The organism is Streptomyces sp. NPDC096311 (genome assembly GCF_044763085.1).
Lineage (GTDB): Bacteria > Actinomycetota > Actinomycetes > Streptomycetales > Streptomycetaceae > Streptomyces.
Genome location: NZ_JBIWFN010000016.1, coordinates 148380 through 174043 on the forward strand (window position 1 = coordinate 148380; position 25664 = coordinate 174043).

The following is a 25664-nucleotide window of genomic DNA, read 5'->3' on the forward strand; positions in this document are numbered from 1 at the left end:
GTTCAGTTGGCGGCGGTGATGGTGACTTTGAAGTCGCCGCTGGGGCTGGCGAAATGGTCGATGCCGGAGGTGAGACGGCCGAGTGTCACCAGGCCGTCGGAGTGGCGGAAGTCCTTGTAGAAAAGAGCGAGGTTGCCCCAGGGGGCGTAGTAAGTGAGGTCGCCGGCCTGGGCGGCGGTGCCGGCGGGGGCACCGGTGGTGGACAGCTTCTTGGGCAGATCGCTGACTTTCTCGGTTCCTGCGTAGTCGCTCAGGGTCAGTGATAGGGGCAGGAGGGCGGCGAAGTCGCGGGCGGCCGGGCTGTCGTTCAAGACGGCGTCGAAGCTGCCGGTGTCGCTCGTCAGCCGGATGTTCATGGAGTCCTCCCGTGAGGGGCGGTGAAGGCGGGTGTGCCGCTGGTGGCTGCTGTCGATGCGGCCAGGATGGAGCTGGTTCCCGAACCGGTGGTGGTGCAACCTGCGACGGCCCAGACCCTGGCCCCGGCCAGAGCCGACGCGGCAATGCGGCGTGTGCGTCGATGGCGGGGATCAGGTGTCCATGGGTGAGGCGTAGTGCCGGAAGCCGCCGCGCTGCTCGTGCAGTGTCCACAGAGTGCGGGCGAGTTGGTCGGGGTCGGTGTGCTCATCGCCGGGGATGATGGCGCCGGGGATGATCAGCTGGGCGACGTGGATGTGCTCGCCGGCCAGGGCGTCGTGGAGCATGTGGGCGTAGGCGCTTTCGGCGGCGAACGCGATGGAGGTCCCGGCGCGTTGCGGGTGCGGGCGTACCGCGCTGCCGCCGTTGACGAACAGCACTGTGCCCCGCCCGCGTTCACGCATGTCGGGCAGGACCTGCTCGACGGCTGCCATCGGTCCGAACAGCGAGAACGCCAGCGGCCCGTGAAGGTCTGCGGCGGTGGTGTCCTGGACGGGCTTCATGAAGACCTTGTGCGGGACGGGGCTGTACTGGAGGACCTCGATCGGGCCGAGGGTGGCGGTGGCGGCATCCAGAGCGGCGCGCAGGGCCTGCGTGTTGGTCACGTCGGCGGCGAATCCGCGTGCGTGCACGCCCTGCTGCTTCAGATCGGCGGCGAGCGGATCCAGATGCTCGGAGTTGCGGGAGATCAGCGCGATGTCGAAGCCTTCGCGGCCGAACCGGCGGGCGACGGCTGCCCCGAGTCCGGGGCCGGCTCCGATGAGGGCGAGGGTGGGCATGAGGAAGCTCCGAAAGGTAGGACGGGGGCCTTGCTGGGGAGGAGGACCCGTTGTGGTCGGTCCTGTGGGGTCAAGCGCAGGGTGGTGGCGCGGGCCTGGTCGGCGACCATGGGCTCGACGTAGCCGGTGTAGCGGCCGTACTTGGCCTCGTAGGCGGCATCGACCCGCGTGTTGACCGATGTGCAAGGCCCAGGGACGCCGGGGCCTCCCGCACGTATCCAGGAAACTCCTGGTCACGAGTGCGGGGAAGGCACCGTTGTTCCAGGTATTGGCACACCCCCCCCCGGGTCCCGCACACGGAACCCGTCGTCGGCCCACGCCGGCACCCGGGATGTGCTGGGTCAGCCGTCGAGCAGGCTCATGTGGTGTTCGTTGTAGCGGTCCCCGTGCACACCGATGCTCGCTGCCACGGCGTTCAGCTCGGCCATCTCGTCGGCCGACAGCGCGACCTCGGTCGCTGCCGCGTTCTCCTGAACTCGTTCGATGCGGCGCGTTCCGGGGATGGGGACGATCCACGGGTGCTGGGCCAGCAACCAGGCCAGTGCCACCTGCCCGACGGTGGCGTCCTTGACCCTGGCGAGGGTGGCCACGTGGTCGACCAGCGCCTGGTTCGCGGCACGGTTGTCGTCGCTGAACCGCGGGATCGTGCGGCGGACGTCCCCGTCGGTGAATGTGGTCGCCGCATCGACCGTGCCGGTGAGGAACCCTTTGCCCAGCGGGCTGAAGGGGACGAAGCCGATGCCGAGTTCGGCCAGCGCCGGCAAGACCTCCGGCTCGGGATCGCGGGTCCACAGCGAGTACTCGCTCTGCACGGCGGTCACTGGGTGAACGGCGTGGGCGCGGCGGATGGTGGCAGCCGACGCCTCGGACAGGCCGAAGTGCCGTACTTTCCCGGCCGTGATGAGGTCACCGACGGCGCCCGCGACCTCTTCGATCGGCACCTGGGGGTCGACGCGATGCTGGTAGAAGAGGTCGATCGTCTCGGTGCGCATGCGGCGTAGGGAGGCGTCGGCGACGCGCCGGATCTGGTCCGGGCTGCTGTCCAGACCGGTCGTCTGCCCGTCCTCGATGCGCCAGCCGAACTTGGTGGCGATGACCACTTGGTCGCGTACCGACGCCAGTGCCTCGCCCACCAGTTCCTCGTTGACGTAGGGGCCGTAGACCTCAGCGGTGTCGAAGAACGTGACGCCCCGCTCCACGGCGCCGCGCAGGACTTCGATCATGTCCTGCCGGGTGCCAGGATTGGGGCCGTAGGACTGGGACATGCCCATGGCGCCCAGCCCGAGGGCGGAAACGTTCAGGCCCTGTCCCAGGGTGCGTGTATGCATGTCGAATCTCCTTGGCGTAGCAGGTAAGGGGCCCATCAGTGGGCGGTGAAGCCGCCATCGACGGGCAGGGCGATGCCGATGACGAAGCTGGCGGCGGGACTGCACAGCCACAGCACGGCTGCGGCGATCTCCTCGGCGGTGCCGAGACGGCCGATGGGCTGCTGTTTCATGATCTCGGCCATGGCCTCGGCCTGGCCTTCGAGCATGGTGGCGACCATCGGGGTGTCGATCGTGCCGGGGCACACCGCGTTGATGCGTACTCCCCGGGGGGCGTACTCCAGCGCGGCGCTCTTGGTCAGTCCGATCACTCCGTGCTTGGAGGCGTGGTAGGCGGTGCGTTCGGGCAGGCCGACCAGGCCGCCGAGGGAGGAACAGTTGACGATCGCGCCGGAGCCCTGGGCGCGCATCTGTCGCAGCTCGTGTTTCTGGCAGGTCCAGATGCCGCGCAGGTTGACCGCGTTGACGTGGTCGAATTCCTCGGCCGGTTCGTCTGCGGCGTCCGTCGGCGGGGCCTGGATGCCGGCGTTGTTGAAGGCCATGTCCAGGCGACCGAAGGTTGCGACCGCTCGTTCGACCATGGCGGCGGCCTGGGCCTCGTCGGCGACATCGCACCCGACGCCGAGGGCCTGGTGGCCGGCGGTGGTGAGGTCCTTGGCCGCCCGTTCGGCGGCATCGCTGTCGAGATCGGCCAGGACGACGGACGCGCCGGCCTCAGCGAAGGCGCGGGCGGTGGTCAGGCCCATGCCGGAGGCGGCACCAGTGACCAGGGCGACCTGGCCGGTGAAGTCGTACGTAGGGTTCATCGTTTCTCCTCGCCCTGGCGCGAAAACGCCCGGGGAAATAAGCGGGTGCGCATACAACCGCACGTTTTCCCTAGGGCCGCCTCCTGTTACGGACGGACCGGGAATTCCAGGATCAGGCGTCCTCGTACGCCGCCTTGTTCCAGCCTGCGGTGGGCGGCAGGAGCATGGTCGGCCGGGAAGGTGCCGGCGACCCGGAGCGCCAGCACTCTTTGCTCCGCCTGTTCCCGCAGGCGCTCGATGGTGTCGTGGTCGGTGACGTGGTCACGCACGTTGATCGGGTGCACGGTGATGCCCCGTCCGGGATTGCCGTCCCAGAACCGCAGCACCGCCATGGCGCCGCCGTCGCGCACTGCGGGAGTGATCCGCTCGTGCAGCATCGCCGCGTCGACCAGGCCGTCCACGCCGCCTGGTACCAGTTCCCTCACCTGTTCGGTGATCGTGCTGTCGCGGTCGATGAACTTCCGGGCGCCGAAACCCCGCACCAGGTGTTCGTCGGCGCGGGAAGCCACAGCGACAGCGGTCAGTCCTGCGGCTGCGGCGAGCTGGACGGCGTAGCCGCCCACGGCTCCGGCGGCCCCGGTGACGAGCACCGTGGCACCGACCGGCAGGTCGAGTGCGTCGAGCGCGCAGCGGGCGGTCAGCGCGTTCATCAGGAACGATGCCGCCGCGGGATAGTCGGCGCCGGCCGGCTTGGCCGTGACCGATGCTGCTGGCACGACCACGTAGGGGCTGTATCCGCCCCGGCTGCCGTGGTTGTCGACGACGGCGACGACATCGTCGCCCAACCGCAGCGGGTAGTCCTCTGCCACGTCCGGGCCGATCTCCTCCAGCGTGCCAGCCACGTCCATCCCCGGGACGAAGGGCGGCGTCAGGTCCTTGTACCAGTCGGCGAGCGAGCCGTCGCGCAGCATGACGTCGGCCGGGTTCACACCGGCAGCACGTACTCGGATACAGACCTGGCCCGCCGTGGCGTGTGGTTCGGCGATCTCCACCGGCTGCAGCACCTCGGGCGGCCCGTAGGCGGTCAGACCGATTGCCTCCACAGAAATGACTCCAAGCTACTGAAAGAAGGACGAGCGCGGAGAACAGCGGGCGGCCGGGTGCCCGGCCGCCCGCTGTTCTCCGCGCTGCGTGGGGGCGGTGGCCGGAACGGATCAGGGCTTGAGGAGGGTCTTGATGGCGCGGCGCTCGTCCATCGCTTTGTAGCCCTCCGCCACCTCGGACAGGGGCAGGGTCAGGTCGAAGACCTTGCCCGGGTCGATCCGGTCGGCAAGGACCCGGTCGATCAGATCGGGCAGGAACGCGCGCACGGGGGCGGGGCCGCCGCGCAGGCCGACGTGGGAGTAGAACAGCTCCGTGCCGTCGATCGCCACATCGTGGGGGACGCCGACAAAGCCGATGTTGCCGCCGGGCCGGGTGGAGCCCAGGGCCTGCTGCATCGACTCCTCGGTGCCCACGCACTCCAGCACGCGGTCGGCGCCGATCCCGCCGGTCATCTCCTTGATCCGGGCCACTCCCTCGTCGCCGCGCTCCGTGACGATGTCGGTGGCGCCGAACTCGCGAGCCAGCTTCTGACGGGGCTCGTGCCGCGACATGGCGATGATCCGCTCCGCGCCGAGTTCCTTGGCCGCGATGACCGCGCACAGTCCGACCGCGCCGTCACCGACCACCGCGACCGTGTCGCCGGGGCGGACTTCGGCGGCAACGGCCGCGTACCAGCCGGTGCCCATCACGTCGGAGCACGCCAGCAGACTCGGCACATACTGGCTGTCGGGCACCTCGGGGGTGGCCACGAGGGTGCCGTCCGCCAGCGGGATGCGGATCTTCTCCGCCTGGCAGCCGCCGGCGCCGACGAACTCGCGGTGCAGGCAGTTGGTCTGGTAGCCGTTGCGGCAGTTCGGGCAAGTGTTGTCGGAGGCGAAGAAGGAGCCGACGACGAACTGGCCCGGCTTGATGTTCTTCACCCCGTCGCCGACTTCCTCGACGATGCCGACGTACTCGTGCCCGAACGGGACGGGCTGCTCGACGGGATTGATGCCGCGGTAGTCCCACAGGTCCGACCCGCACACGCAGGTCGCCACCGTGCGGACGACTGCATCGGTCGAGTCGATGATCTTCGGGTCGTCACGCTCCTCGAAGCGGACGTCGCCGGGGGCGTGGAGAATCGCTCCGCGCATGGTGATGCTGCCTTTCTCAGTTGGAACGAACGTGCCGGCCCCGACAGAGCGGGCCGGGGCGCCGCAGGGAGAGGGGTCGACCTCAGCGGGCGGCTGTGGTCAGGGCCACCTTGTACTGCTGGCCGTCACGGGGGGGGGTGCGCTCGTCTGGCGTCACTTGCCGCTGTAGACGGGGAAGACGCTGTGCTCGCCGTAGTCCACATCGCGCAAGTCCCGCAGGACGTTCATGTCATCGCTGGAGATCTCGAAGTCGACCTCGGCGTTGGACCGCATGTGTTCGGGGTTCGCCGTCTTGGGCAGCGACACAGCGCCCAGTTGCAGGGCGTAGCGGATGCACAGCTGGGGGATGGACGCGCCGTACTTTTCTGCCACCGCCTGGACCTGGGCGTTCTGCAGGATCGCGCCGTGGGCGATCGGCGAGTACGCCTCGACGAGGATGTGCTTGCTCTCGCAATAGGCCAGGAGCTCGGAGGGGGTGTTGCCGGCGTGGACGAGCAGCTGGTTGACGTGCGGGACGACGGTCGCGCCCTGCAGGATGTTCGCGAGATCGTGCTGCTGGAAGTTGGAGACACCGATGGATCGGATCTTGCCGGCCTGGTGTGCTTCCTCCAGGGCACGCCATGCGTCGCGGTTGCCCTGGTCGTAGCCACCGCCGCGGAAGTCGTCCCACGGCTGCGGGCTGTGGATGAGCATCAGGTCGATGCGGTCCAAGCCCAGCTTCACGAGAGAGCCGTCGATCGCGTCGACCGCCTGGTCATAGTCTTTGATCTCCGCAGCGAGTTTGCTCGAGACGAACAGCTCGTCGCGGGGCACTCCAGAGGTGCGCACGCCCTCGCCGACGCCGCGCTCGTTGCCGTACGCCTGAGCGGTGTCGATGTTGCGGTAGCCGATCTCCACGGCTGTGCGGACCGCGTCGGCTGCCTTGTCGTCGTCGATGAACCAGGTGCCGAGCCCCAGCTTGGGGATCTCGACGCCGTTGGACAGCGTGTAGGTCTCGTCCAGGACGGTCATGCGTTCGCTCCGTTCTTCGGCAGCGCGCCGTACGCCTCGTCGGTGACGGGTTCGAGCCATTCGTTGCTGACGTCTTCGCCCGGGGTGATGAAGGCGACGTGGGAGAACCACGAGTCGCCCTTCGCGCCGTGCCAGTGCTTCGTGCCCGCCGGGACGCGGACCACCGTTCCCGGTTCCATGCTGACGGGGTCCTCCCCCTCGGCCTGGTACCAGCCGCTGCCCGCCGTGCACAGCAAAATCTGGTCCCCGCCGCCGGCGGTGCCGTGGTGGATGTGCCAGTTGTTGCGGCAGCCCGGCTCGAAGGAGACGTTACTGACGGGAACGCTCCCCGAGGCGAGCGGAGCCAGGTAGCTCTGGCCGACGAAGTACTGCGCGAAGGCGTCGTTCTTCCCCCCGAGGGGGAAGATCTGATCAAATCCGTTGCTAGCCATTTCGTTTTCCTTTTGATTCAGCACGCCCCACCGGCCGTGCGGGGTGTCGTTGCGCCGTCGCGCCGGAGGTCAGGCGGACTGCTCGTCGGCGATCTTCTTCAGCTGCGTGATCGCCGTCATGGCGTTGGGCCATCCGGCGTAGAAGGCCAGGTGCGTGATGGCCTCCGACAGTTCCTGCACGCTCAGCCCGTTCTCCAGCGCCTTGCCCAGGTGGTAGGGCAGCTGCTCGGTGCGGTACAGGGCAGCCAGCACGCTGACCGTGACCAGGCTCCGGTCACGCAGCGACAGCTCCGGCCTCTCCCACACGTCTGCGAACAGCACCTCGTTGCTGATCTCGACCAGCTTCGGCGCGATGCCGACCAGCTCCTGGGGCGCGGACTGCTTCGCCATCGGATGACTCCCTGGGACGATACGGACACGAATAGTCGTTCATGAGGGCTGCATTTCACGGTCGGTCACCGCTGGCCCGACGGCATCTCCATCAACGCCGCCTTCCGGCGATCCACAGGCCGCATGCACTGCCACCATCGAGGAAACCGCAGCTCACAGCCCCGGGGAAGGCACTGCTGTTACAGGTACTGACAGGACCCCCCACCTCTGCTCCACCCCGCCTAGCCTGGACGGCATGGACAGCGCCCACGAGATCCGCGAGTTCCTCGCCACCCGCCGCGCGAAGATCACCCCGCAGCAGGCCGGCCTGCCCGCCTTCGGCAGTGGAAACCGTAGGGTGCCCGGGCTGCGGCGCGAGGAAGTCGCCCTCCTGGCCGGGGTCAGCATCGATTACTACGCCCGCCTGGAACGCGGCCAGCTCGCCGGGGCCTCCGAAGAAGTCCTCGACGCGCTCTGCCACGCCCTCCAGCTTGATGACGCCGAACGCTCCCACCTGCGCGACCTGGCCGCCGCCCAGCGCCGGCGCCCGGCCCGCCGCGCCACCCGCCGGGCCAAGACCACTGTCCCCGCCAGCCTCAAGCGGGTCCTGGAGTCCATGACCGGCTCACCGGCCTTCATCCGCAACGGTCGGCTCGACATCCTCGCCGTCAACGACCTCGGCCGCGCCCTGTATGCCCCCCTGTTCACCACCGCGGCCCCCACCCCGGTGAACATCGCCCGCTTCCAGTTCCTCGACCCCACCAGCCGCAACTACTTCCCCGACTGGAACGCCTCGGTCAACACCACCGTCTCCCTGCTGCGCACCGAAGTCGGCCGCGCGCCGACAGACAGCGAACTCACCGGCCTGATCGGCGAACTCGTCACCCGCAGCGACGAGTTCCGTGCGGCATGGGCCAAGCACAACGTGCGCCTGCACCACACTGGACGCAAGCCCTTTCGCCACCCGGCCGTCGGCGAGTTCACCCTCGACTTCGACGCCATGCAGCTGCCGGGCCACGCTGGACTGACCCTCACCGCCTACAGCGCCGAACCCGGCACCCCCGACCACGACTCCCTCATGCTGCTCGCGTCCTGGGCCGCCACCGAACAAGAACGCGTCGATACTGAATCCTGACCGCCCTGCCCGTCGCTACGGCGAGCCGATGACCGCGAGGGGATGGGCGTCGGCCCAGTCGGACAGCGACTGCACCCGTCGCGCCGACTCACTACCGGGATCAGGGGTCAGGACCGACAGCATCAGGTCCGGTCTGCCCGGCAGCGTCAGCGTCTCGAACGGCAGACTGAGACGGCCCACGGCGGGATGCTCGTACTCCTTCACCCCGCTCCAATGCAGCCGCACCTCGTGATCCCGCCAGCAGGCGGCGAACGGCTCACTGGCTCCCAACAGCTCCGCGATCAGGTTCTGCATCGCCCGGTCCTCGGGCATCATCCCAGCTCCCGTCCGCAGCAATGCAACAGTGTTGCGGATCGAATGCTCCCAGTCGTGGAAGAACGACCGCGCCGCCGGGTCAAGGAACTTGAACCGCGCGATGTTCACCGTACGCGCCGACAGCCCGTCGAACAGCGGGGCATAAAGGGCGTAACCGAGATGGTTCGCCGCGACCAAGTCCAGGCGCCTGCTCCACACGAACGCGGGCACCGCGCCGATCGCGTCCAGGATTCGTTGCACGCCCTCCGGCACCGGCTCCCCTGACGCCTCGACGCCCCGCCCCGATGTCGAACGAGCGAGGTCGAAGAGATGGGAGCGTTCTGCCGCAGTCAGCTGCAGAGCGTCGGCCAGCGCGTCCAGGACAGTATCCGATGCGCTAGCCAGGTGCCCGCGCTCCAAGCGCACGTAGTAGTCCGCACTGACCCCGGCCAGCATGGCGACCTCCTCCCGCCGCAGCCCCGGCACCCGACGGTGCCCGCCCAGCGCCGGAAGCCCCACCTGCTGCGGCGACACCCGGGCCCGCCGCGACACCAGGAAGTCCCTGATCTCCTTCTGCCTGTCCACGGACTCAGCCTAAGCACTCGGCACTTCCCGCACACTCGGCCGCCCCCCGTCGGCCGGATCCTGCGCAGCCCGGCCACCGTGGAACGCCCCCGCCCGGGCCAGTACGTCTTCACCGAGCGGCTGGCACGTCCTGGAAGTTCCGTCTCGGGAGGTTGTGGACGGGTGCGGCAGGTCTCGGCTAAGGGATCTTGAATGGGAGAGGGCTTTTCGGGCTCGACGTGGACTGCGACGTCTGCAGGCCCTCGTGCCTCACCGTGATGCAGGGCTGACCGAGACCGGACGCCTACAGCTGGCACGATGCGTCGTCGAGGACGGCTGGCCGCTGCGCCGGGCCGCCGAGCGCTTCCAGGTCTCACCGACCACCGCCCAGCGGTGGGCCGACCGCTACCGGCAGTTCGGGGGAGGCGGGCATGGTCGACCGCACGCAGCCCGAGCAGGACCCCGACCAGGGTTCGGGGCCGTCCCATGCCCGCCCGGCCGCGCGGGACCGCATACCCGCCCCGGCCACCGCAACGCCGAGCCGTTCCCGAGCCGGGTATTGCGCGGCTTGCCGCCGCGCGGGGAAAGGCTGGTCCTGCCGGAAGGCCGACACACTATCCCCCCGAGGCAAGGGCCGGGTCATCCCCGCCCCGACACCCACGGCTGCAATTCCGAGATCGAGTTTCGGCTGGGGACGACCCAGTCCATCAATGCATCGACTCATAGATCGCGGGCGATGTGACCTGCGATGACGGACGAGCCCGGTGGACAGAACCGCCCGCACGCCGAGTACATGGACGTCAAAGGCGCGCACCACATGGTCGCGGGCGACGACAACGCCGTCTTCGGGCGCGCTAGGCGACTTCCTCGACCGGCGTGTCAGCGCACGCCTGCGCCTGTTCCGGGAAACCGGACCGACGCAGGCGTGATCCCCCGCCTACTGAAGGGCCCCGCTCACTGGTTGCGCCACCGCGGCCTGCGCTTCGTCGCGAAGGCCGTGACGCCCTCCACGAAGTCCGCGCTGAGCGTGACCTCGTCATGGGCCTCGGAGTGGAAGGTCACCGCCTCCAAGGTGTCGGGGATGGCCTGCGTCTCGGCCATCACCTGCAGCGAGGCGCGCACCGCGGTGGGGGCGCCTTCAAGGATCTGGGCGGCGAGCGCGCGGGCACCCGCCAGGGCGGTGCCCGCCTCGACGACGCGGTTGACCAGACCGGACGCGAGAGCCTCATCCGCCGTCAGCCGACGGCCGGTGAGGATCATCTCGGTGGCCAGCTTGTGCGGGACGGCCCGCGGCAGGCGGACCAGACCGCCCGCGCCCGCGATCAGCCCGACCCTGACCTCGCTCAGCGCGAACCGCGCCGCGGCGTCGGCGACGATCAGATGGCAGGACAGCGCGATCTCCAGCCCGCCGCCCATCGCGAAGCCGTTGACCGCGGCGATGACCGGCTTGGGCATCGCGGGGCGCGAAGTGAGCCCGGCGAAGCCGTTCTTGGGGACCCACGACGGCTTGCCGGAGGCGGTGTGCATGAGGTCGTTGCCCGCAGAGAAAGCCTTGTCTCCCGCGCCCGTCAGGATCGCGACCCACAGGTCGGGGTCGGCGAAGTACGCGTCGAAGACCTCGTCGAGCTCGTCGTTGGCCTGCGGGGTCAGGGCGTTGCGGGCCTCGGGGCGATTGATGGTGACTTCGAGGAGGTGACCGTCGCGGCGTACGAGAAGGTGCTCGTAGGCCTCGCGCAGGACGGCGGGCCGGGGCGGGAACAGCGCGGTCATCCGGGTCTCGGTGAGTGCGACCCGGTTGCCCTGGCCGAAGGAGCGCGCGAAGACCCGTGTGCCGACCGGATCGCCTTCGGAGAGCAGATCGAGGAGTCCCTTGTCGCCGTCAGCCGCCTTGGCGATGAAACGCCGGTCGTCGGCCTCCAGGCGTCCGATCACGATGCCGGTGGGGGACCGGTCACGTCCGTACGCCACGGTCCAGGTCTCGATGGTGGCCCAGCCGTCGGCCCTGCGGGCCTCGACGGGAGCGGGCAGCGCGTCGATCTCCGTCTGGAGTTCGGCGCTGCGGTCCGCGTGCCACGCGGTCGGCGTCGTCGAGTAGACCGCGACCGAGTACTTGCTCAGGTTGCCGCCATTGGCGCCCACCAGGCCGTAGGTGCCGGGGGCGGCGCGCAGGCGGTGCGCGGTCTCGGCGACGGCGTGCATCGAGTAGTTGTTGCCCGCGCCGCCGAAGAACGGCAGGCCGCCGGTGAGGGTAAGGCCGCGCGGGTCGTCGGCGTCGAGCCCGAGGCCGTCGCAGATGTTGGCGACCGCGATGGGGAAACAGCTGTAGAGGTCGAGGGTGGCCAGGTCGTCGACGCCGATCCCGGCGACGTCGAGCGCGTGCCGTACGGCGCTGACCGAGGCGGGTGCCACCGACAGGTCCTGGCGCTCCATCAGATCGCGCTCGCGCAGATCCGCGTGCCCGTGCAGGAACACCCACTTGTCCTCGGGCACCCCGAGCCGCCGCGCCGCCCCGACCGACATGAGCAGGGCCGCCGCGCCCTGGTTCACCTTGTCGCGGGCGATCACGTACCGCGGGTACGGGTCGACGACCATCCTGTTCTGCTCGGTGACCGTGACCAGCTCCTGCGCGTCGCGCACGACAGGAGCGGAGGCGTGCGGGTTGTCGGCGGCGACCTTGGTGAACGGGGCGAAGAGGGCGCCCATCGAGGCGGCGTACTTCTCACGGGACAGACCGAGACGGGCCCGGCGCGCGTTCTCGAACAGGGCGTACTGGTGCGGGGCCCCGGTCAGGCCATGTTCGTTGAGGTGGCGCGAGACCAGTCCCTTGAGCCCGTAGCCGCGGTCCTCCAGGGAGCCCTCGACGTGCTCCGTGAAGTCGGGCCGCTGATCGGCCGGTTCGGACGCCGCGAGGTGCTGGACGGTGGAGATGGCCTCCGAGCCGAAGGCGAGCGCCACCTCGGCATCACCCGCGGCGATGGTCGCGGCCAGCTCGTTCAGCAGGTGCTGAGGGCTGTCGCCGCCCGCCTTCTCCAGGATCGCGCGCGCCGGGTCGGCACCGATCCGGCGCGCGACGGAGCGCGGGTAGTTGTCCGAGCGGCCGAGCGGGGCGGCCGAGCGGGGCTGGGAGATCTCGAACTGCCGTACGCCGGCGACCGTGTCGACGGCGGCGGCCACGGCCTGTGCCCCCGCCGTCGCGGCGGCGTCGGCCAGTGCCTCGCGGGCGGCGTCGGCGGCCAGCTCCACGGGGGAGCGGCGCCGGTAGCCGGCGTCCTGGATCCGCTCGGAGGACTGGCCGACACCCACGAGAACCGGGGTGCGCGGATCGAGGGCGTCGGCGGCGGTGCTGGCTCGGGGCATGGGGAGACGCTCCTGGGGTCGGTAGGGCCGCGGCGGCGCGGTGGCGCGGTGGCCGGAGAGGGCCGCGGCACGAGTCGCTAATACTGAACGGAAACCGTTCTGTAATTGGAGGATAGGACGCCGTCCCGCGAACTGGCAATGTCACGTACGGCACGGTCCGTGGAACGCCGAGCCCGTGCCCCACCGTCGAAGGCGGTGTAGGAACATGGGTCCATGACCGTGAGGACGATGGGCCCATGACCGTGACGAAGAGCGCCGCAGGGCGCCCGCGCGACCCCGAGGTCGACCGCCGGGTCGCCCACGCGGCCGTCTCCGTCTTCGCCGAGGGCGGCTGGACGTCGTTCAGCATTGAGGCGGTGTCCCGTCGGGCGGGTGTCGGCAAGGCCTCCGTCTATCTGCGCTGGAACAACAAGGAGGATCTGCTCGCCGAGGCCCTCACCCTGCAGCTCGGCCGGATCGCCGACGTCGACACCGGTACGGTCCGCGGCGACCTGGCCCAACTCGTGCGCCAGCAACTGGAGCTGTACGCGGGCGAGCACGGCGGTGCGGCGCTGCGTCTCGGCCTGGAGGCGCGCACGATTCCGAAACTCGCCGACCGCTACGAGGCGATGTCCCAGGAGCAGATCCTGGCCGCCCGCGCCATGGTCCGGCGCGGCATCACACGCGGTGAACTGCCCGCGAACACCTCGGTCACCTTCCTGCTCGACGCGCTGTGCGGCGGCGCCATGAACCACGCCCTGGCCACCCCGCCGCACCTGCGCGCGCGGGTGTCCGAGACGTCCGCGCGCTACGCCGAGGAGTTCGTCGACTTCGTCCTCGCCTCGGTCCTCGTGGCCACGGACTGACCGGCCGCACCCCGGCCACCGCTCCTACACCTCCAGCGGTGCGTTCCCGAAGTCCGCGCGCAGGGCGGCGAGCACGTCCGTGAGCCCGCGTACCCGCTGCTCGCTCCCCGGGCACCACACGACGCCCACGTGCATGGCGAGGTCCGGCTCGGCGAGCGGCACCACCGCGTACTCCGGGGCGTCGAAGACCCGCGCCGAAGGGTGGGCGAGGCCGTTCAGCGTGAGGGAGAGCACACCGGTGCGGCGCACCTGAGCCGCGACCTGGACGCTGTCGTTGTGGGGCAGTTCGACAAGGCGGGTGACGCCGGCCTCGCGCAGGCTGCGGTGCAGCGCGTTCACCACCGAAGGGTGCACCTTCGACGACGTCGCCACCACCGCGCGGTCCACCAGGTCGGGGAGTCCGAGCGACTCTCGCGCGGCCAGGGGGTCGTCGGCGCGCATGGCGATCGCGAGCCGCCCGCGGACCAGCGGCAGGGACTCGAAGTCAGGCGTCCCCACGGGGAGATGGACCACCGCCAGGTCCAGGTCACCCGCCTGCAGCGCGGGCAGCAGCTCGGCCGACGCGGCGAGTGTGAGCGGCAGGTCGACCTCCGGGGCCTGGGCGTGGAACGCGTCCAGGACCGCGTCGAGAGCCTGCGGCGCCGCGAGCGTGGCCGCCCCGATCCGACAGGTGCGGCGGGTGGCTGCGGCCGGATCGGGGGAGAGGCGCTTGAGGGCATCGAACCGCCGCACCACCTCACGGGCCGGCACCACGAACCGCCGCCCGAACGGGGTCAGCTCCACCCGGTGGTACTCGCGGACGAAGAGATCGGACCCCAGCTCCCGCTCCAGCTCCTTGACCCGGCGGCTCAGCGGCGACGGCGTCACGTGCAGCCGCTCGGCTGCCCGCGCGAAGTGCAGCTCGTCGGCCACGGCCAGGAAGTACCGGATCTGCTGGATGTCCATCGCTTCCGTACGCTACCCGGCCCGCCGACCGCGCGGCGAGGCGCGGAGGCGCACATTGCGCCTCCCGACATCCGTACGTGCCTGAATCGGCGATGGGCAATGCCGTGCCCCGGTGCCAGCATGAACGGCAACGCACCGTTCACACGGCCGTCACCCGCAACGGCCCGGCATCCGCATCGCACCGTCACGCCGGGCCGTGTCCAGCACTCACCGCCACGCCCGGCCCCTCCCCGCGAGGCCCGCCGTGAATCCGGCCTGCCCGGAACCGGCCGCGCCCGGGCGTGCCTGCCCCTTGGAGGTGTGTGGTGCCAGCACAGGAGCTGTCAGCCCAGATCCCAGCCCCCCTACCCCTACGAGGAGTGCGCGTCGTCGACATGACCGACGGCCTCGGCGAGAGCGCGGGCCGCTACCTCGCCGACCTCGGCGCCGATGTCGTCCTCGTCGAGCCCCCGGCCGGCATGGCGGCCCGCTGCCAGGCCCCCGTGCACGACGGGACGAGCCTCTACTTCGCCACCCGCAACGCCAACAAGCGCGGTGTCGTCCTCGACCTGGAGCACAGCGAGGCCGACCGCGACCGACTGCTCGCGCTGCTCGACACCGCCGACATCTGGCTCGAATCCGACCGGCCCGGGCGCCGCGTACGCCACGGCCTGGGCCTCGACACGGTCGCGGCACGCAACCCGGCGCTCGTCATCGTGTCGATCACCGACTTCGGCCACACCGGGCCCTATCGGAACTGGACCGCCACCGAACGCGTCCAGCTGGCCCTGGCCGGCGTCCTGTCCCGTTCCGGACAGCCGGGCCTCGAACCGCTCACCCCGCCCGGACTCCTCGCCACCGAGTCCGCCGCGTACCAGGCCGCGTGGGTCGCACTGCTCGCGTACTACCAGCGCCTTCAGACCGGCACCGGCGACCGCGTCGACTTCTCCGTGTACGAGGCCGTCGCCCAGACCTTCGACCCCGGCTACGGCATCGGGGGCTCCGCGGTGGGCGGGCAGCGGGCCGCCGAGCTGCCGCGCGGACGTCCGGACGCCGGCGCGCTGTACCCGATCTTCCCCTGCAAGGACGGGCACGTACGGATCTGCGTGCTCAGCCCGCGACAGTGGCGGAACATGCGGGCCTGGCTCGGCGAGCCGGAGGAGTTCAGCGATCCGAAGTACGAAGGGCTCCTGGAACGACGACGCGTCACCCACGGAATCCACGCTCTGATAGGCGAGTTGTTCCGCGACGCCTCGAAGGACGAGCTGGTGGCCCAGGGCCAGAGCCGGGGTGTTCCGGTCGCCGCCCTGCTCACCCCCGGCGAGGTGCTCACCACCGAACACTTCCTGGTCCGCGGTGCGTTGGCCGACGTCGACGTCGCGCCGGGCCTCACCGGACGGGTGCCGACCGGGTTCCTCGAACTCGACGGGCACCGGGCCGGACGGCGGCACCGGGCCCCGGACCTCGGCGAGCACACCGAGGAGGTGTTCACGGGCCTCGGGCAGCGAACGGACTGTGCCCAGGCCCCTCGCGACACCGCCCGCCGCCCTCTGGAGGGCCTGCGGGTGCTCGACCTCGGAGTGATCGTCGCGGGCGCCGAGTTCGGCCGCCACCTCGCCGACCACGGCGCCGACGTCATCAAGGTGGAGAACCGTGCCTTCCCCGACGGCGGCCGCCAGTCCATGACGGGTGAACTCATCACCGCCCACTTCGCCTGGGGTCACCGCAACAAGCGCAGCCTCGGCCTCAATCTGCGCGACCCGCACGGCGTCGAACTGTTCAAGCGCCTGGCCGCCGAGGCCGACGTCGTCCTGTCCAACTTCAAGCCCGGCACCATGGAGTCGCTCGGACTCGGCCCGGACGAACTGCACCAGGTCAACCCCCGTCTGGTCCTGGCGGAAAGCAGCGCCCTGGGCTCCACGGGACCGTGGAGCAAGCGCATGGGATACGGGCCGCTGGTGCGCGCCGGCGCAGGCCTGACCGGCCTGTGGCGCTACCCCGAACCGGGGCGTGAGGACACCTTCAGCGACGCCATCACCATCTTCCCCGACCATGTCGTCGGCCGGGTCGGTGCCACGGCGGTCCTCGCCCGCCTCATCGAACGGCGACGTACCGGCCGGGGCGGAACCGTCGGCATCTCGCAGGCGGAGATCGGACTCACCGAGCTGGCCGAACTGTTCCTGCGCGAGTCCCTCGCCCCTGGGTCCGTCGTCCCTGTCGGCAACACGGGCACGACCGACGCGCCACAGGGCCTGTTCCCGTGCAAGGGCGACGACGACTGGTGCGCCGTCGAGGTCCGCGACGACGGCGACTGGCAGCGCCTGTGCGCCGCCGTCGACCGGCCCGACCTCGCGGCCGACTCGCGGCTGGCCACCTCCTCCGGGCGCCTGGCGCACCGCGCCGAGACGGAGACGGCGCTGGTGTCCTGGCTCGCGGGACACGGCCCGCGCGAGGCGATGCGGCTGCTGCAGGACGCGGGCGTGCCCGCCGGCGCCATGCAGCGGGTCGCCGACTACCCCGACGACCCGCAGCTCGCCGCCCGCGGCTACTTCACCCGCATGCGACAGCCCGAACTCCCGGACACGCTGCCCACCGAGGCGCGCCCGGCCCTCGCCCGGAACCTGCCCGACGCCCTCCTCGGGCCGGCCCCGCGCCAGGCCGCGCACACCCGCCAGGTGTGCCGCGAGGTGCTCGGCCTGACGGACACGGAGATCGACGAACTCCTGGCCCAGGGAATCCTGGAGGAGGAGGCGGACACGCAGTGGAAGGGACAGTCCTGAAGATGAAGGTCTACGCATTCGAGGAAGCGGGCGGCGCCGCGCGCGAGTCGGAGATCCGGACGCCGACCCCCAGCGGTCACGAGGTGCTCGTGCGGCTCACACACAGCGGCGTGTGCCACACCGACGTCCATCTGCGCCACGACGACACCGGCGCTCTGGCGTTCCCGATCGTCGCCGGACACGAGATGGCCGGTGAGGTCGTCGCAGTCGGCGACGCCGTCACCGGTGTCCGGGTCGGCGACACGCGTCTGGTCCATCCCTGGACGGGGTGCGGAACGTGCGCGCACTGCGCGGCGGGCCGCGACGAGGCCTGCGCCGACATGCGCTACCTCGGCATGCATCGCCCCGGCGGCTACGCCGAGGCCGTTCTCGTACCGCACGAGCGCCATTTGCTCGACATCGACGGCATCGACCCGGCCTTCGCCGCGACCCTGGCCTGTTCCGGGCTCACCGCGTATTCCGCCGTCACCAAGGTGCTCGGCGCCGTGGGCGACCCCGAGGAGATCGTCGTCATCGGCACCGGCGGCCTCGGGCTCATGGCCATCGCGCTCCTCACCGCCCTCGGCCGGCACCGGATCACCGCCGTCGAGATCAACGACGAGCGCCTGGAGATGGCCCGCACTCTCGGCGCGGCCCATCTCGTCAACAGCGCCGCCGATTCCGGCGAGGCCACGCGCGCGGCGATTCTCGACGCGACGGGCGGGGGTGCCACCGGCGTCGTCGACCTGGTCAACAGCGGGCAGACGGCCCGGCTCGGCTTCGACGTGCTGCGCCGGGACGGAAAGCTGGTCCCGGTCGGCCTGTTCGGCGGCGACGTGACCCTCCCCACCGGTGCGATCCCCTCCAAGCGGCTCACCGTGCAAGGCAGTTACATCGGCACGTTCGCCGAACTCGCGGAGGTCGTCGACCTGGCGAAGTCCGGCCGCCTCGCGCCGACCCCGATCGTGCGCCGCCCGCTGACCGCCGCCGGCGTGACGGACGCGCTCGACGCCCTGGCCGCGGGCACGGTGCCCGGCCGCATCGTCCTGACGGCTTGAACCGACGTACGACAACGGATTGAACCGACCCTCGAAAGGTGTACACCCCGTGACGCAGACCCCAGCTCCGGCCCTCCGCAGCATGCTCATCGACGGCCGCCGCGTCGCCGCCGACGGCCCCCCGCTCGACGTCCTCAACCCGGCGACCGAACAGCTCGCGGGGCAGGCCCCCGACGCCACCGACGCCCAGCTCGACGCCGCGATCGAGGCCGCCGAACGCGCCTTCACGACCTGGCGCGAGACCCCGGTCGACGAACGCCGTGCGGTCCTGCGCGGCATCGCCGCCGTGATCGGCGAGCACCTGGAGGAGCTGGCCGTCCTCCTCACCACGGAGCAGGGCAAGCCGCTCGCCGCGGCACGCGGTGAACTGCAGTCCGCCGTCCACTGGTGCGAGGGCTTCGCAGAGCTGGATGTTCCGGCCGAGGAGATCCGCGCGACCGATACGCAGCGGGTCCGGATCCGGCACGTCCCGCTGGGCGTCGTTGCGGGGCTGGTCCCCTGGAACGTTCCCGTCGCGCTCGCCATGTGGAAGATCGCCCCGGCGCTCCTGACCGGCAACACCATCGTCGTCAAGCCGTCCCCCTTCACCCCGTTGACCATGCTGCGGATCGGTGAACTCCTCGCGCAGGCACACGTGGTCCCGGCCGGTGTGCTGAACATCATCAGCGGCGGCGACCACCTCGGCCCCAAACTCTCCGAGCACCCCCGCGTACGCAAGGTCGCCTTCACCGGCTCGACCGCCACCGGCAAGCGGGTCATGGCGTCCGCGGCCCGCAACCTGGCCCGGGTCACCCTCGAACTCGGCGGCAACGACGCGGCCATCGTGCTGCCCGACGTCGACGTGGACGTCGTCGCGGAGAAGGTCTTCTGGGCCGGCTTCATGAACAGCGGACAGGTCTGCGTCGCCTCGAAGCGGATCTACGTCCACGACGAGATCTACGACGCCTTCGCCCGTCGCTTCAGCGAACTGGCGGGACAGGTGAAGGTGGGCGACGGCCTGGACGAGGGGGTGAGCCTCGGCCCCCTGCAGAACCGCGTCCAGTACGAGAAGGTCGTCCGGCTCATCGACAAGACCGCCGCCGACGGCGAGAAATTCCTCGTCAGGGGCGACATCCCGGAGGGCCCCGGCTACTTCATCCACCCGACCGTCGTCGACGACCCGGCCGACGACGCGGACATCGTCCGGCTCGAACCCTTCGGTCCCGTCGTACCGCTCCTGCGCTTCCGCGACATCGACGAGGTCGTCGAGCGGGCGAACGCATCCGAGTACGGCCTGGGCGGATCGGTCTGGAGCGGCGACACCGAGGCCGCCGAACGGATCGCCGCCCGCATCGCGACCGGCGTGGTCTGGATCAACGACGGGCCACGCCTCGCCCCCGACCTGCCGTTCGGCGGCCACAAGTCCTCCGGTCTCGGCGTGGAGAACGGCACCGCGGGACTGCTCGAGTACCTGGACACACAGGTCCTCTGGTCCTCGACGTCCTGACGGGCTCACAGCCCTCCACTCGACGTGTGGCACAGCGCCTGGCAACGCCTGCGCGCCCAGGAGCAGGAACCGGCACGCCCTGAACCGCCCGTGCCGGCTGCCGAGCCGCCACGAAGGCACTCCTTCTGGGACCGTCTGGCGGGACGCCAAGATGGCCGGAGGCGGTACCGCGGGACGTAGGCATCCCGCCCCGGTACGGAGCAGGATGCCAAAAGGTCAGTGCCCGGAGGGCGACGACGGCTCGGGCGCCGGCTGGTCGTTGCTGGAGTCGGGCGAGAAGAACCCCATCCAGGCTCCCACGACCAGCAGTCCCACGACCACGACTCCCGTTCCGGACTTCTTTGCCCGTGTGCCCTTGCCGTCCGACCGGTTCACTCAGTGACCCGCCCGGTAGTACTGGCCAGAACGACCCGCCCGCCCCGGGTGGCCGCGGCCATGTTGAGTGAGGCCATTACCGGCTCGGCGTCGTGCCGGGCGCCCATCGCGTAGCCCCGAGCAGCCGGCGGGAGAACGGATCGATCACCGTGGCCAGGTAGAGCTTGCCCTCGCTGGTGTCGATCTCGGTCATGTCGCCTGCCCAGACGATGCGGTGCGGTAGAACTCGGCTGCGGTGACGGAGGCGGGGACGCCGAGCTCGGCGGCGACCGCGGTGATCGCGCTCTCGCCGACGGCGAGGTCGGCCTGGCCGTCGGTGGTGTAGTACGGCTCGAAGAAGGACTTGTAGTGGGCCCGGACCTCCTCTTCGGTGTGCCGGCTCAAGAACTCACTCATGTAGCGCACCGTGGTGTCGGGATCGTTGTGGATCACCTGCAGGGCGCGCCGGTGGGCTCGTACGAGGGCCTGGACCGCGGGTCCGTCCGGGTCGATATAGGTGGGGTCGACGACGAGGCCGACGGTGGGGATCTGGAAGTGGTCGCCGACCCACGCCAGTACCTGCCAGCCGTACTCGGCGGCTATTGCCTCGGGTGCCATGGTGCTGCCGACGTAGGCGGCGTCGATCGTGCCGTCCTGCAGCCGGCGCAGGTCCATGCCGTAGTCGCCGGGACGGCGAACGACGGTCTGGACGTCGCGGTCCGGGTCGAGGCCGGCCTTGCGCAGCACGATCCGGGCGAAGCACCCGGGCGGAGTGTGGGGGGCGTGTACCGCCAGCCGCCGGCCGGCCAGGTCCTCCAGGGACTCGACCCCGGGGCGGGCGAGGAACCAGAACAGCGGGCGGTGGGTGTTGACTGTGAGCGCGACCCACGGGATGCCACGGGTCAGTCGGGACAGCAGTGTCCCTCCGACCCCGATGGTGACGCAGTGTCGCAGCCGCTCGGCGTCGCCGCCGGGGGCGACCCAGGGGATGCCGTCGCGCAGCGAGACGTGGACGCCCTCGTCCTCGTAGAAGTTCTGCTGGTCAGCGACGTACGCGACCAGTTCCTCGTGCAGTCCCCGTCCGACGTAGGCGAGATCGATCGTGTGCATGAATGTGTTCCCTTGATCGTGACACCGCCCAGGTGCCCGCGCGTGCCGCGGGCCCGGTTGCGGCGGGTCTGTGGTGCCGAAATGATGGAGTGTCAGATGCGGTCCGACCGACGGCCGGACCGGGACGTCAGTACATGACCAGTCCGCCGTTCACCGCGGCTGTGGTCCCGGTCATGAAGGTGTTGTCCTCGGCGGCGTAGAAGGCGACCGCTTGAGCGACGTCGCCCGGGCGCGCGAGGCGGCCCATCGGGGTGGAGGCCAGCCGCCGCTGCTTCATCTCGTCGTCGACCACGTTCGCCCCTACACGGGTGCCCTCCACCGCGCCGGACTCGACGACGTTGACCGTGATGCCCAGTGGGCCCAGTTCCTGGGCGAGGTAGCGGGCGAACTGCGCCAGTGCGGCCTTGGCCGTGCCCAGCGCGATCATGCCCTGTCGGGGCTGACGGCTGAGGACGGTGCCGAGGTAGATGATGCTCCCCCGGCCCTGCTTGGTCATGGCGGGTAGGACGGCTTTGGTGACCGCGAACGCCGCATGCATCTCGGCGTCGAGCTTGCCGCCCAGTTCTTCCCAGGTCATGTCCTGGAACGACTTGACCGCATACGGGATGAGCGCGTTGTGCACGAGCACGTCGATGCCGCCCCATGCCGCCTGGACCTGCTCGACCATGCTCTCGACCGCCGCCGGCTCGCGCACGTCGGCCTGTACGGCCATGGCCTGGCCGCCCGCGGCCTCGATGCCGGCCACGACCTCCTCGGCTGCCGCGGCACTGCTCAGGTAGTTGACCACCACGCGCATGCCCTGCGCGGCCAGGAGGCGGACGGTGGCCGCACCGATCCCGCTGCTGGACCCTGTCACCAATGCCACTCTGTCGGTCGCTGCGGTCACGGGAGTATCTCCTGTTCATCGTCGACGGCCGTCGATGTGGCCGCCCGTCGTTGTGCGTCGTCCTTGTCGGCGTGTGCCGAGCGGATCTCGCCGTAGAGCACGGTGTCGACGGTTGCCCGCCGCGGATCGGCCCCGCTCCAGTCGAGTTCGCGCGGCGGCCGGGAGGTGACCAGCCGCTCCAACGCGCCGCGGGTGAGGTCTCTGAGTAGTGATCGTCTTCTCTCTCATCCCGAACTCGCCGGCGAGGTTGCTCGTGCTCACCCGCGTGAAACCGGACGCGAGAGGCTCCCAGCGGCAAGTGGGGCTCGATGTCCGCCAACTGCCCCTCCTTCCCGTCCGCCCCCAGGACTTCAAGCGTGACGCCTTCCGCGTTCTGACGCAGTGCGGTCACTGCGGCCTTGCACACGAACCCGCACCGCCCGCCGGTCCAGCGCCTTTTCCATCTCGTACTGCGGGATCACGAGCAGGTGGTTGAAGCGGGAGGGGAGCGTGTCGGGGGCGACGGAGAGCCGGCCGAAGAGACGAATGCGGTCGAGGGTCCAGCCGTGACTCTCCAGCTCGTCGGCGAGACCGTGGGCGTCGAGCTGCTCCAGGGTGCGGGCGTGCAGGACGAAGGTGCGGGAGAGATGGCTGATCTTGTGTGGGTGCATCTCGTCGAGCGTGACCGGGAGACTGGCGGGGGCGAGGTCTCCGGCCAGCGGAAGGCCGGTGGTGCCCTTCGCCTTGCTGTTCATGGCAGCCTCCTGATGCCAACGCTTGTCGGCCAACGCTTGTAGGCCAACGCTTGTTCACCAACATAAGGTGACCTCTGTGGACTGTCAACAGCCGTTGGCCTACGATTGTTGACATGTCCGAAAAGGAACTCCCCACATCCGCCCCGTCCCCCGCGGCCCGCCGCTCGGACACCACCCGCACCGCCATCCTCACCGCCGCGCGGGAACGCTTCGCCGCCGACGGCTACGAGCGCGCCACGATCCGCGCGATCGCCAAGGATGCACGGATCGATCCGTCGATGGTGATGCGGTACTACGGCTCGAAGGAAGGACTGTTCGCCGCGGTCCTCGACGTCGACCTGCGGCTGCCGGGCCCGGACGGGCTGGACCCGCACGAGGTGGGCCGCGTCCTGGTGAGCCACTTCCTCGACCTCTGGGAGCAGAACGAGGTCCTCACCGTGCTGCTGCGGGTCGGCGTGACCAATGCGGTGGGCGCCGAGCGCATGCAGGGCATCTTCCGGGACCAGCTCATGCCGGTCGCGCTGCGGGTGTGCCCCGACCCGGAGCAGGCGCCGGTCCGGGCCGCGCTGATCGTCTCGCAGGTGCTGGGCATGGCCATGGCCCGCTACGTCCTGCGGTTCCCGCCCGCCGTCGCGTTGCCGCGAGAGGAGGTCGTGGCGTGGCTGGCCCCGACGGTGCAGCGCTATCTGATGGCACCGCATCCGTGACGGGCGCCGAAGAGGCTGCCTCCTCGGGGGAGTCCAAGAACGCGTCGAAGGGGGCTGTATGCCCGGTGGGTGCGCGGATTCCCTTGATCGAGAGCCCGCGGATGAACTCCACCGAGGGAAGCTCGCCTTGCGGTACAGGCGGTCATCCCCAGGCGGTGGAGCGCGCTTGTTTTCCGACGGTCGCCCTGCATGTCCCATGCAGAAGCCGGCTGGCCCGTGAAGAGGACACCGTGACGTCCACGAGCGACCCGCCAACATCAACCTCCGACGCGGGACGGCCGCCGGAGCCGCGGGCAAGGCGCAGCGAGTACAGCCGCTCAGAGCCATCTATCAGTGTTCAGCCGTTCTGACGTTTCCGGGCCAAGGCAGGAGGTGGCCTTCTCCCTTGGCCCGGAAACCGTCGGCCTCGTGGTCGCCACCATCGCGTGCCAGACCGGCATACATCCGCAGACCGTACGACGCCGGGTCCGCGCACTGTCCGACCGACTCGACAGCGCACTGCGGCCCGCCCGCCCTCCACGGCCGGGCCGCGGGCATCTCAGCTCTGGACAGTGGCCGATGCCGGGGAATCCTGCACACCGGCGGCCCCGGGGGCGGTGCCTGTCCGCTTCACGAAGTCCTTGCTCCTGATCAGTACCAGCGAGAGCGCCCCGCCTACCAGCGCCAGGGCCGCTGTGATGTACAGCAGGTCATTGAGACCGGAGGCGAAGCTGGAGTGGATCGCGAGGACTGTGGCCTTCCGGTCGGCGGCGGGGACGGACGCCAGCACATGCCCGACCGATCCTTGCCTGACGGCTGCCGCGATCGTCGCGGAGGAGCCTGCCACCGACGGGGGCAGCGCTGACGCCAGGTGCGACTGCATCTGTGAGGCGAAGACTGAGCCGAGTGCCGCGATGCCGGTGGCGATGCCGACCTGGCGGAACATAGCGTTGGCCCCTGATGCCATGCCCGCCTGGTGCGGCGGCACGACGCCGATGGAGGTAGAGGCCAGCGGCGGGCTGACCATGCCGGAGCCGAGGCCCGCGATGATGAACCCGGGGATCAGATGCGTCCAGGAGCTGGTGCCGGTCAGCCCGGCCATCATGAACAGGCCGGCGCCGACCAGGAGCAGGCCCGGCCCGATGAGCCAGCGGACCGGGACGATCTCACTCAGCCGCCCGGCCGCCGTCGCGGTGAACAGCGTGGCCAGCGTGATGATCGACACCCGCATACCCGCAGCCAGGGCCGAGTACCCAAGGATGTCCTGTAGGTAGACCACCAGGTACAGCAGCATCGCGTACAGCGACCCGTTCATCGCGAACCCCGCGATGGAGCCGCCCGCGAACGTCGGGACCCGCAGCAGCCGAATGGCGAACATCGGGTGCGCGATCTTGGCCTCGACCACCAGGAACGCGGCGAGCAGCACGAAGGCAAGAGCGAGGCAGCCCAGGACTCCGGTGTTCGTCCAGGACGTCCCACTGGCCCGGATGAGCCCGTAGACGAGGCTGACCAACCCGGCCGTGAGCAGCCCGAATCCGGCCCAGTCGGGCCGTGTGGCCTTGGGCGAGCGGGACTCGTCGACCCGCCAGATGGTCACCGCCAGAGCGAACACACCGATCGGGACGTTGACGAGGAAGATCCCGCGCCAGTTCCAGTCCGTCGTGATCAACCCGCCGAGTACCGGGCCGAGCGCCGTGGCGATGCCGGTGACCGCGCCCCAGATGCCGAACGCCGTACCGCGATCCCTGCCGCGGAAGCTGTGGCCGAGCAGCGCCAGCGAGGTGGAGAACATGACCGCCGCGCCTACGCCCTGGACGCACCGGGACACGATCAGCATCAGCGGGTCCGCCGCCAAGCCGCACGTCAGCGACCCGAGGGTGAAGATCGTCAGCCCGATCGCGAACAGCCTCTTGCGCCCGTACCGGTCGGCCAGCGCTCCCGAGGTGAGCAGCAACGCCGCGAGGGTCAGGGCGTACCCGTCCAGCGTCCACTGGACCTCACTGAAGGAGGCATGCAGCCCGCCCTGGATCGCCGGCTGCGCCACCACCACGATGGTGACGCCGAGCAGCAGCATGAAGGTGCTCAGGCAGACCGCTATGAGCGTCCACCACTTCTTGTCCATCGCCTTGGTTCTCCCTGCCCTTGATGCCCCAGTCGGCA

Annotated in this window: 25 protein-coding genes and 1 pseudogene; 7 read left to right on the top strand and 19 right to left on the bottom strand. The window is 70.3% G+C overall.

Translation table 11 applies throughout. The features are described 5' to 3' along the window. Window positions 1-2: 2 nt before the first annotated feature. The 10 genes from ACIRA5_RS35415 to ACIRA5_RS35460 all read right to left on the bottom strand — a co-directional run bounded on the left by ACIRA5_RS35415 (window position 3) and on the right by ACIRA5_RS35460 (window position 7333). Entirely contained in the window at window positions 3-356 is a 354-nt protein-coding gene (locus ACIRA5_RS35415; protein ID WP_403698000.1) for a cyclophilin-like fold protein, read from the bottom strand. A gap of 171 nt (window positions 357-527) precedes the next feature. After that, entirely contained in the window at window positions 528-1193 is a 666-nt protein-coding gene (locus ACIRA5_RS35420) for an SDR family NAD(P)-dependent oxidoreductase (RefSeq protein ID WP_403698002.1), read from the bottom strand. Then, the gene (locus ACIRA5_RS35425; RefSeq protein WP_403698149.1) at window positions 1103-1411 is read right to left on the bottom strand and encodes a DUF2255 family protein; all 309 of its coding nucleotides are present in this window, start codon (window positions 1409-1411) and stop codon (window positions 1103-1105) included. The genes ACIRA5_RS35420 and ACIRA5_RS35425 overlap by 91 nt, the downstream gene beginning before the upstream one ends. A gap of 123 nt (window positions 1412-1534) precedes the next feature. After that, window positions 1535-2521, bottom strand: a complete 987-nt coding sequence (locus ACIRA5_RS35430; RefSeq protein WP_403698003.1) for an aldo/keto reductase — start codon at window positions 2519-2521, stop codon at window positions 1535-1537. 35 nt (window positions 2522-2556) lie between these two features. Further along, on the bottom strand, window positions 2557-3324 hold the full coding sequence (locus ACIRA5_RS35435; RefSeq protein WP_403698004.1) for a glucose 1-dehydrogenase: 768 nt from the start codon (window positions 3322-3324) through the stop codon (window positions 2557-2559). Window positions 3325-3410: 86 nt separating this feature from the next. Then, on the bottom strand, window positions 3411-4367 hold the full coding sequence (locus tag ACIRA5_RS35440) for an NADP-dependent oxidoreductase (RefSeq protein ID WP_403698006.1): 957 nt from the start codon (window positions 4365-4367) through the stop codon (window positions 3411-3413). Window positions 4368-4478: 111 nt separating this feature from the next. Continuing rightward, window positions 4479-5501 carry a zinc-dependent alcohol dehydrogenase family protein gene (locus tag ACIRA5_RS35445; protein WP_403698007.1) on the bottom strand — a complete coding sequence of 341 codons (1023 nt, stop codon included), beginning with the start codon at window positions 5499-5501 and terminating at the stop codon, window positions 4479-4481. A gap of 153 nt (window positions 5502-5654) precedes the next feature. Beyond that, window positions 5655-6512 (bottom strand): aldo/keto reductase, encoded by an 858-nt coding sequence (locus ACIRA5_RS35450; protein WP_403698009.1) that lies wholly within the window; start codon window positions 6510-6512, stop codon window positions 5655-5657. Then, complete coding sequence (locus tag ACIRA5_RS35455; RefSeq protein WP_403698011.1) at window positions 6509-6943, bottom strand: cupin domain-containing protein; 435 nt, start codon at window positions 6941-6943, stop codon at window positions 6509-6511. Before ACIRA5_RS35455 ends, ACIRA5_RS35450 begins: the two co-directional genes overlap by 4 nt. 69 nt (window positions 6944-7012) lie before the next feature. Continuing rightward, window positions 7013-7333, bottom strand: coding sequence for a carboxymuconolactone decarboxylase family protein (locus ACIRA5_RS35460; RefSeq protein WP_403698013.1), 321 nt, complete (start codon window positions 7331-7333; stop codon window positions 7013-7015). A 235-nt stretch (window positions 7334-7568) separates the two neighbouring features. On the opposite strand from ACIRA5_RS35460, the gene ACIRA5_RS35465 reads away from it, so the two are divergent. Then, complete coding sequence (locus ACIRA5_RS35465) at window positions 7569-8447, top strand: helix-turn-helix transcriptional regulator (RefSeq protein WP_403698015.1); 879 nt, start codon at window positions 7569-7571, stop codon at window positions 8445-8447. A 15-nt stretch (window positions 8448-8462) separates the two neighbouring features. Here ACIRA5_RS35465 and ACIRA5_RS35470 read toward each other — a convergent pair whose 3' ends face one another. After that, window positions 8463-9326: a helix-turn-helix domain-containing protein gene (locus tag ACIRA5_RS35470; RefSeq protein WP_403698016.1), complete on the bottom strand. Its 864-nt coding sequence runs from the start codon at window positions 9324-9326 to the stop codon at window positions 8463-8465. A gap of 244 nt (window positions 9327-9570) precedes the next feature. On the opposite strand from ACIRA5_RS35470, the pseudogene ACIRA5_RS35475 reads away from it, so the two are divergent. Next, window positions 9571-9803: pseudogene (locus ACIRA5_RS35475) on the top strand (helix-turn-helix domain-containing protein); the annotation flags it as partial. A 456-nt stretch (window positions 9804-10259) separates the two neighbouring features. Here ACIRA5_RS35475 and ACIRA5_RS35480 read toward each other — a convergent pair. Then, window positions 10260-12662 carry an acetyl-CoA acetyltransferase gene (locus ACIRA5_RS35480; RefSeq protein WP_403698017.1) on the bottom strand — a complete coding sequence of 801 codons (2403 nt, stop codon included), beginning with the start codon at window positions 12660-12662 and terminating at the stop codon, window positions 10260-10262. 236 nt (window positions 12663-12898) lie between these two features. Between ACIRA5_RS35480 and ACIRA5_RS35485 the strand changes: the two genes are divergently transcribed. Then, on the top strand, window positions 12899-13507 hold the full coding sequence (locus tag ACIRA5_RS35485) for a TetR/AcrR family transcriptional regulator (protein WP_403698019.1): 609 nt from the start codon (window positions 12899-12901) through the stop codon (window positions 13505-13507). A gap of 24 nt (window positions 13508-13531) precedes the next feature. Here ACIRA5_RS35485 and ACIRA5_RS35490 read toward each other — a convergent pair whose 3' ends face one another. Next, window positions 13532-14452: a LysR family transcriptional regulator gene (locus ACIRA5_RS35490; RefSeq protein ID WP_403698021.1), complete on the bottom strand. Its 921-nt coding sequence runs from the start codon at window positions 14450-14452 to the stop codon at window positions 13532-13534. Between the two features lie 359 nt (window positions 14453-14811). Between ACIRA5_RS35490 and ACIRA5_RS35495 the strand changes: the two genes are divergently transcribed. From ACIRA5_RS35495 to ACIRA5_RS35505, 3 genes are read left to right on the top strand one after another with little or no spacing between them, the layout of a single operon-like run. Then, entirely contained in the window at window positions 14812-17211 is a 2400-nt protein-coding gene (locus ACIRA5_RS35495; RefSeq protein ID WP_403698023.1) for a CaiB/BaiF CoA transferase family protein, read from the top strand. A 2-nt stretch (window positions 17212-17213) separates the two neighbouring features. Beyond that, window positions 17214-18248: an alcohol dehydrogenase gene (locus ACIRA5_RS35500; RefSeq protein WP_403698025.1), complete on the top strand. Its 1035-nt coding sequence runs from the start codon at window positions 17214-17216 to the stop codon at window positions 18246-18248. A 49-nt stretch (window positions 18249-18297) separates the two neighbouring features. Then, a complete protein-coding gene (locus tag ACIRA5_RS35505) occupies window positions 18298-19734 on the top strand; it encodes an aldehyde dehydrogenase family protein (RefSeq protein WP_403698027.1) in 1437 nt (478 codons plus the stop codon). A 216-nt stretch (window positions 19735-19950) separates the two neighbouring features. Here the strand turns inward: ACIRA5_RS35505 and ACIRA5_RS35510 are convergent, their stop codons facing one another. The 5 genes from ACIRA5_RS35510 to ACIRA5_RS35530 all read right to left on the bottom strand — a co-directional run bounded on the left by ACIRA5_RS35510 (window position 19951) and on the right by ACIRA5_RS35530 (window position 22818). Then, window positions 19951-20109 carry a hypothetical protein gene (locus ACIRA5_RS35510; RefSeq protein WP_403698028.1) on the bottom strand — a complete coding sequence of 53 codons (159 nt, stop codon included), beginning with the start codon at window positions 20107-20109 and terminating at the stop codon, window positions 19951-19953. Between the two features lie 189 nt (window positions 20110-20298). Further along, window positions 20299-21198 carry an ABC transporter substrate-binding protein gene (locus ACIRA5_RS35515; protein WP_403698030.1) on the bottom strand — a complete coding sequence of 300 codons (900 nt, stop codon included), beginning with the start codon at window positions 21196-21198 and terminating at the stop codon, window positions 20299-20301. 127 nt (window positions 21199-21325) lie between these two features. Continuing rightward, window positions 21326-22084: an SDR family NAD(P)-dependent oxidoreductase gene (locus ACIRA5_RS35520; RefSeq protein WP_403698032.1), complete on the bottom strand. Its 759-nt coding sequence runs from the start codon at window positions 22082-22084 to the stop codon at window positions 21326-21328. After that, complete coding sequence (locus ACIRA5_RS35525; protein ID WP_403698034.1) at window positions 22081-22266, bottom strand: hypothetical protein; 186 nt, start codon at window positions 22264-22266, stop codon at window positions 22081-22083. The genes ACIRA5_RS35520 and ACIRA5_RS35525 overlap by 4 nt, the downstream gene beginning before the upstream one ends. Before the next feature lie 168 nt (window positions 22267-22434). Continuing rightward, window positions 22435-22818: an FAD-dependent monooxygenase gene (locus ACIRA5_RS35530; RefSeq protein ID WP_403698036.1), complete on the bottom strand. Its 384-nt coding sequence runs from the start codon at window positions 22816-22818 to the stop codon at window positions 22435-22437. A gap of 113 nt (window positions 22819-22931) precedes the next feature. On the opposite strand from ACIRA5_RS35530, the gene ACIRA5_RS35535 reads away from it, so the two are divergent. After that, window positions 22932-23525 (top strand): TetR family transcriptional regulator, encoded by a 594-nt coding sequence (locus tag ACIRA5_RS35535; protein WP_403698038.1) that lies wholly within the window; start codon window positions 22932-22934, stop codon window positions 23523-23525. Window positions 23526-24063: 538 nt separating this feature from the next. On the opposite strand, the gene ACIRA5_RS35540 is transcribed toward ACIRA5_RS35535, so the two are convergent. Beyond that, window positions 24064-25626: an MFS transporter gene (locus ACIRA5_RS35540; RefSeq protein WP_403698040.1), complete on the bottom strand. Its 1563-nt coding sequence runs from the start codon at window positions 25624-25626 to the stop codon at window positions 24064-24066. Between the last annotated feature and the right edge of the window lie 38 nt (window positions 25627-25664).